The organism is Rhodoferax sp. LS1R11 (assembly GCF_056521395.1).
This window is the reverse complement of record NZ_JBWMAW010000007.1, coordinates 188,999-195,513: the sequence shown is the minus strand read 5'-3', so window position 1 is coordinate 195,513 and position 6,515 is coordinate 188,999. Positions and strand designations below refer to the sequence as shown.

The window sequence follows — 6,515 nt, the reverse complement described above, 5'->3', positions numbered from 1 at the left end:
AGGCCCTGACAACAGGCCCCAGGGGCCACAAAATAGGGCGATTGACGCTTCGTTTTCAAGAAATCGCACTGTCATCAGCCTCGGCTGGCGTTTTGACGGCACTTGTTCAGCGTAGCCTTAGGCGCCAGAACCGCATGGAGAGCAAACACTGTCGCGACTGTCGCAAAAGCTTTCCGCTCACGCGCGAATTCTTCGGCAATACGCCAAGTGGCGGCTTCCGTCACCAATGCCGCGCCTGCATGCGGGCGCACGTCGGCGCATACAGCAAGGAAAACAAGACGGGCGTGGTAGCCCGAGCGAACCTGCGCAAGGAACGTGAACTTCGCGCCGGAGGCGCTGGCTATACCGAGGCAGATGTCGCCCGTATTCGTACCCTACTCTCAGATCGGTGTGCGTACTGCGACCTACCTCTGGCCAAACGCGGGCATGTTGATCACAAGACCCCCATCGCTCAGGGCGGGCGAAACGAAGCAGCTAACCTCACGCTCTGCTGTGAGCCGTGCAATCTTGCAAAGCACGCCAAGAACGTTACGCAGTTCCTCCAGTGGCGCGCCGAGCGCGGCCTGAACACCCGAACCCCCCGAGTGGTGTAACGTGCCTCCTAACCCTTCTCTCGAAGGAATGCCAAAAAACAGCGCCTTTTGGCCCCCCTCATATCAAACGTAAGAGGTAAACGTAGTATCGAAACTGGAAATCTGCCTTGAACGCATCAACCATCAACCGCTACCGAGGCGACTTTGTCGCCTGGACGGGTGGGTGCGGATTCATCGGCGAAGGCGGGGGCGCTCCGATTTCGCCTCACTCTCACTACGCAATACAGCTAGTAATTGGTGCACCGACAGGACTGCGCGTTCAGTTCGGCCGGCGCGCCCAGTGGCAATCTTGCCCGGCAGCGCTGGTCCCATCGCGAGCGACGCACAGCATTGACGTCAATGACTGCGAATGGAACGCTGTTCTGTTCATTGAGCCGGAGACGCTAGAAGGCAAGGCGCTCTCCTCTAGACTGCAAGGCGGGCTTGAGGTTCTCGATGCTGATTTAGTTGCGGCGGGCGTCAAGCGCCTATACAGGGCTTGGCGCACTGAGAGGAGCTACGACGCGGTCAAAGCCGCTTGCCTTCAACTCGTGCAGGACATTTCGCGCACTACCTGGCGCGAGCCATCAGACCCGCGCGTATTGGCGGCCATTGAATACATCCGCCAGAGGGTTGACCAAACCGTCTTGCTGTCCGAGGTTGCTGAAGCAGCGAACCTCTCTCCGGGGCGATTCCGTCACCTCTTCGTGGAAGAGACCGGCATGCCCTTGCGGACGTACCTATTGTGGCGACGGCTCTTGCATGTCTGGACGCTTTTGATGCAAGGCGAGACACTGTCGACCGCAGCCCATGCTGCCGGGTTCGCGGACTCGGCGCACCTGTCCAGGACGGCACGGTCGATGTTTGGCCTCGCCCCCTCCGCCCTGCAGATGAACGGCCCTCTCAGTGCCTGCTCGCGAATGCCGCAGCATCACTTGGGCTGATTTACTGGGCCAGTTAGCGTACCCAGGAACGCGGCCAAGTCTTTGACGTCGTCGGCGGAGAGTTGGATAGTTTGCCGCTGCGCGTGCTTTTCCCCGGGCTGCGCCAGTTCGCTGTGGCCGATCACGGCTTTGGGCGAGGCCGCGTAATGCTGCACGACCTGCTCGAGGGTGGCGAACTGGCCGGCGTGCATGTACGGAGGCCTGGCCGCAACGTTGCGCAAGCTTGGGGTGCGGAACGCGGCGAGCTGACCAGGATCGTTCGTCGACAGAAACTGTAGTTCACCGCATTGCTCCGGTTTGGCGTCGCTGTAGCGACTCAGGCAATTGAATTCATCCTTCAGGAGCTTCTTGAGCCCATCGGCCCGTCCACGGTCAGGGTTGGCCGGGTCGATAGGTGAAACGCCGGTGTTATGGAATGCATGGTCCGTGAGAAGTGGTCCGTTGTGGCAGGTCACGCACTGCCCCTTGGTCAGGAAGAGGCGCAATCCCCGAACTTCCTGCCCGGTGAGTGCCACTTGGCCTCGCCCGTCGCCAGTGACAGTTGCTTGGGCGTACTGATCGAAACGCGACTCGCCATAGAAAACCAGCCGTTCATAGGCAGCGATTGCCTTGCCCATGTTCGCGAAGACTCGATTGACGCTGTCACGGGTGGCCGGTGCAAGCGCGGCCCAGGCGGCGCGTTCGGCTTCCGTTCCGTTTGGAGACATCAGGCACTGCGCCGAACACCTTGCCGTACGGGTCCTTGTACTGCGCCAGCACTAGCTTGACGAAACGGGCACGATTACCACCGTGCTCTGCCGCGTCTTCAAGCGGTCCGAGAGCCTGTGACCAGGCGCTGTCCTTGCGCCCGTCCCAAAACAGGAAGGGGGAGTGCGCGGCACCCATGACTGGCATAGTCCGACGCTTGCCGGTTCCGATTCCTTTGCCGAACTGACGCCCATCTTCGAACTGGTTGTTGGCCGCGTGGCAGCTGACGCAAGCAACCTGGCCATTTTTGCTGAGCCGGGTGTCATTGAAGAGTGCACGCCCCAACGTGGCCGCTTCGGTGCGCTGCTCGTATGCGTTCGAAGCGTCAGTAGGCCGTTTGCCAGCCTCTTTCAGGCGCATCGAGGCGATGGTGGTCACTTCCTGAGCTGACCACTGGTCCTGCAGCGGCACCTGCTTTAAATCCTGCGCGGCCAAACCAGTGGCGGCAAGAGCAGCAGCCGCCGCCGTAAGCCAGATGACGCGCCTGTTCATGGAACGCTCACTGCCGCAACGGCCGGGTTGTCAATCATCGTGTTGAAGGTGACCTTGTCCACACCCTGAGGGCCCTGGATGGTTAACTTCAACTCCCACCAGCCCGTCATGCTGAACTTCATCCCGTCGAGCGCGTAGGTGCCGTCTTCAATCTCGCGAGTCACGCGAGGTTGAGTCGGCAGCCCGTGACCATGCTGAGGCATACCGCCGTCGACCAGAAACTTTGCACCATGCACCGGCGTGCCCTGTGTCGTGGCCAGTTTCACCTTCCAACTGTGCATCTGGTTGATAGCGGGCGCCTGAGCAGGCGGCACCAGTGCCACACGGTAAACGTCCGAAACCGAATTCTTATCCAGTGAAAGGTCCAGGTCCTTAGGCTGCGAGACACAACCGGTCATGATGATGGCGAACGCAGCCAGGGCTGCCGCTGCGGTGAGCTTGCCCAGCATGATGTTTGGGGGTGCAGGTGTGTTGGCGACTCGAGCAGCGTCGAGCGCTTGTTGCAGGTCCTTCGGAACAGGCATGCGCCGGAACGCACTGACGTCAGCGCCGCCAGTGTTGCCTTCGGGCAGGAGCCCAGGGGCCGTGAAGATGGCGGCCGCCACCGACCGCCAGAGTTGCCCCCAGGCTTCTCCGTGCAGGTTGTTGCGTAGCGCAAACCGGAACATGCGCAAGTGCACGCCCACATGCTCAATGGTTGTCGCTTGACCCAGCACATGTGCTCGCTCCAGGTGCTGGAAGGACGTGTAGAAGTGCCCGCAGGCTTCTGCTGCTTCGGCCGCAGCGAATGCTGTAGCAACACTGGGCTTGATGCGAATTGGGAAGGTGGTCACAAGGTACTCCAAAGGTTGGTTTCGATGCACTTGATTCTTCCTGCTTCCAGCCCTTTGGGCTTGAACGAAGGGGCTGTTTTGGCAGCCCTTTTATTCAAGTCGAAGGCTCCCCCTGCAGGCGAGGGAGCGTCCTGATCTAATAACTTCGTACACACAGATAGGTGGAAATCACCTGGGTAATAAAAGTGACGAAATCAAAACGAAGAGTCTTCGACGCGAGCTTCAAGCTGCAAGTCGTTGAAATGATCCGCTCCGAAGGCCTGAGCGATCCGACCGACACTGAAAGCACTGCCCGCGCCGTGCTGGCAGGCGACGCGAGAGGCCATCCCAAGACCCACCATGGCCTGGCAGCGGCCATGCGAATCGTCAGCGTGGCACGCCGAAGCGCTGTCAAGGCCCGGACCCAGGCCATCAACCAGCTGCGCGCCTTGCTTGTCAGCGCACCAGACTGCATCCAATGCGTTCGAGCAGAAATCGGCAATTAATCAACCTATCGGTGTGTGCGAAAAAACTTGATCAGGACTCATCAATTGCCGACCTGGCTCAATCAACGCTAAATTAACTATCAATTTAATAGCTACTACCGAACGTCCCGCCTGGGCTAGTGGCCTATTTGGCACCTAACAGTCCACACCCCCGCAAAATCAGCGACACCACATGCTCGGTGGCGCGGGCGTGGTCTGGGGCACCCCAGGCGGGGCGGTCCAGCACGGCGCACACCTGCACGTCAAAGTCGGCATAGGTTTGGGTGGCGGCCCAGATGGTGAAGAACAGGTGCACCGGGTCCACCGGCGCCATGCGTCCGGCGCTGACCCAGCCCTGGATGACGGCGGCTTTCGCCCGCACGGTGTCGCGCAGTTCGGTGGCGAGCAGGGCCTTGACCACGGGGCAGCACCAGCTCGGATGTACAACAGTTACCCATGATATTAGCGGCCGTCAAGACTGGACTATCCCCGCTCGCGCGGGGGAACCGATGTGCCACTTTACGAAGCGTCCTTGCGCAGCGGACTATCCCCGCTCGCGCGGGGGAACCTACACGCCGTCAGGGGTTGGCCCGAATAGCAGGGGACTATCCCCGCTCGCGCGGGGGAACCGTAGAAGGGGTCATTGGGACTCTTGGCGCCGCGGGACCATCCCCGCTCGCGCGGGGGAACCGCCGTATCGACCGGCGAAATCCAGTAGGTGAAGGGACTATCCCCGCTCGCGCGGGGGAACCACGACGCCGCCTCCGCCTACGCCGCCCGCTTAAGGACTATCCCCGCTCGCGCGGGGGAACCTGTATTCCGACCCTGCACTCATTCGCAAGCACGGGACTATCCCCGCTCGCGCGGGGGAACCTCGAGTAGAGACATCCGGCCCCCTGCTTACATGGGACTATCCCCGCTCGCGCGGGGGAACCTGGGTTTTGATCCAGTTGCGAAGCTGGGGGATGGGACTATCCCCGCTCGCGCGGGGGAACCTGGCGCGTGAGAAGGTAGAGCGTGACCGGGTGGGGACTATCCCCGCTCGCGCGGGGGAACCCCTCAAATCCTCCCGAACCCGGCGTAGGGCCAGGGACTATCCCCGCTCGCGCGGGGGAACCCATTCGGCGAATCCAGGAACACCACTTCGAGCGGGACTATCCCCGCTCGCGCGGGGGAACCTACTTAATGTGTGGCTGGAGGACACGAGTCGAGGGACTATCCCCGCTCGCGCGGGGGAACCGATTGCATGGACATACTTCCGACGCTGGAGAGGGGACTATCCCCGCTCGCGCGGGGGAACCGCACAGACCCATCGGCAGGCTCCGCAATATCCGGGACTATCCCCGCTCGCGCGGGGGAACCTCTGGGGCTCAAAAAATAGCATTTTTGGCTGAAGGGACTATCCCCGCTCGCGCGGGGGAACCTAAGGGTTTACCGTAGGGTTACGCTGTGGTCAGGGACTATCCCCGCTCGCGCGGGGGAACCTTTCTGACTTTTGGACTTCTTCGGTTTTCGTGGGGACTATCCCCGCTCGCGCGGGGGAACCTCAAGCCCGGATTTTTCAAGAATGAATTACTCGGGACTATCCCCGCTCGCGCGGGGGAACCACCGCCTCGCGGGCCGCGTCGTGGAGATTTCAGGGACTATCCCCGCTCGCGCGGGGGAACCGGCAGTTCCGGGCCTTTCAGCGCCAGGGATATGGGACTATCCCCGCTCGCGCGGGGGAACCTCCCAGCGCTACAGCAAGGCCCGCATCCTGCCGGGACTATCCCCGCTCGCGCGGGGGAACCGACCTGGGATGCTGCGGGCAATCGCACTGGGGGGGACTATCCCCGCTCGCGCGGGGGAACCAAGCTGATGGACGGCGAGATGGACGCCGATGAGGGACTATCCCCGCTCGCGCGGGGGAACCTGGTCAAAGCCAGCCAATCGGCGCGCGTGCTGGGGACTATCCCCGCTCGCGCGGGGGAACCGCATGCCGGCGTCGGCGGTGCGGCGTCGAGGACGGACTATCCCCGCTCGCGCGGGGGAACCTGGGGGGCTTGTGCCCTTACCCTTTTTTGGTGGGGACTATCCCCGCTCGCGCGGGGGAACCAGCCTGATCCGCGTCGTGGATCGTGGACAAAGGGGACTATCCCCGCTCGCGCGGGGGAACCACTTACGGAAATCTTAAAACGATTGCATCCATGGGACTATCCCCGCTCGCGCGGGGGAACCAACCAGCATCTGTATAGCCCAGCTTGAATGCGGGGACTATCCCCGCTCGCGCGGGGGAACCGCAATTGCACTGGTCAATTCGACCGTCCGAAGGGGACTATCCCCGCTCGCGCGGGGGAACCCCTGTTGCTTGGTCAAGATCGTGCGCAGGTACGGGACTATCCCCGCTCGCGCGGGGGAACCCGGAATTCTCTCAGTCGAGGCACTTACTCGGGGGGACTATCCCCGCTCGCGCGGGGGAACCGG

Annotated in this window: 6 protein-coding genes, 1 pseudogene and 1 CRISPR repeat array (1 of these 8 cut by a window edge); of the genes and pseudogenes, 3 read left to right on the top strand and 4 right to left on the bottom strand. The window is 62.1% G+C overall.

The window, feature by feature from the left end:
* Together AC097N_RS11060 and AC097N_RS11055 are read left to right on the top strand one after the other, a co-directional pair.
* A partial coding sequence (locus tag AC097N_RS11060) for an HNH endonuclease (RefSeq protein WP_479581067.1) occupies positions 1-593 on the top strand: 593 nt, incomplete at its 5' end.
* A 107-nt stretch (positions 594-700) separates the two neighbouring features.
* The gene (locus AC097N_RS11055) at positions 701-1,516 is read left to right on the top strand and encodes a helix-turn-helix domain-containing protein (RefSeq protein ID WP_479581066.1); all 816 of its coding nucleotides are present in this window, start codon (positions 701-703) and stop codon (positions 1,514-1,516) included.
* Here the strand turns inward: AC097N_RS11055 and AC097N_RS11050 are convergent.
* The 3 genes from AC097N_RS11050 to AC097N_RS11040 are packed head-to-tail and all read right to left on the bottom strand — an operon-like array spanning position 1,504 to position 3,588.
* Positions 1,504-2,223, bottom strand: coding sequence for a cytochrome-c peroxidase (locus AC097N_RS11050; protein ID WP_479581065.1), 720 nt, complete (start codon positions 2,221-2,223; stop codon positions 1,504-1,506). The two genes, AC097N_RS11055 and AC097N_RS11050, sit on opposite strands and share 13 nt — an antisense overlap.
* Positions 2,159-2,755 (bottom strand): cytochrome-c peroxidase, encoded by a 597-nt coding sequence (locus AC097N_RS11045; protein ID WP_479581064.1) that lies wholly within the window; start codon positions 2,753-2,755, stop codon positions 2,159-2,161. The genes AC097N_RS11050 and AC097N_RS11045 overlap by 65 nt, the downstream gene beginning before the upstream one ends.
* Positions 2,752-3,588, bottom strand: coding sequence for a DUF3703 domain-containing protein (locus tag AC097N_RS11040; protein ID WP_479581063.1), 837 nt, complete (start codon positions 3,586-3,588; stop codon positions 2,752-2,754). Before AC097N_RS11040 ends, AC097N_RS11045 begins: the two co-directional genes overlap by 4 nt.
* A gap of 248 nt (positions 3,589-3,836) precedes the next feature.
* Between AC097N_RS11040 and AC097N_RS11035 the strand changes: the two are divergent.
* Positions 3,837-4,046: pseudogene (locus AC097N_RS11035) on the top strand (IS110 family RNA-guided transposase); the annotation flags it as partial.
* 151 nt (positions 4,047-4,197) lie between these two features.
* Here AC097N_RS11035 and AC097N_RS11030 read toward each other — a convergent pair.
* Positions 4,198-4,473: a TetR family transcriptional regulator C-terminal domain-containing protein gene (locus AC097N_RS11030; protein WP_479581062.1), complete on the bottom strand. Its 276-nt coding sequence runs from the start codon at positions 4,471-4,473 to the stop codon at positions 4,198-4,200.
* Between the two features lie 58 nt (positions 4,474-4,531).
* Positions 4,532-6,515: direct repeats of the CRISPR family, unit length 29 nt; unit sequence GGGACTATCCCCGCTCGCGCGGGGGAACC; it runs 1,401 nt beyond the window's last position.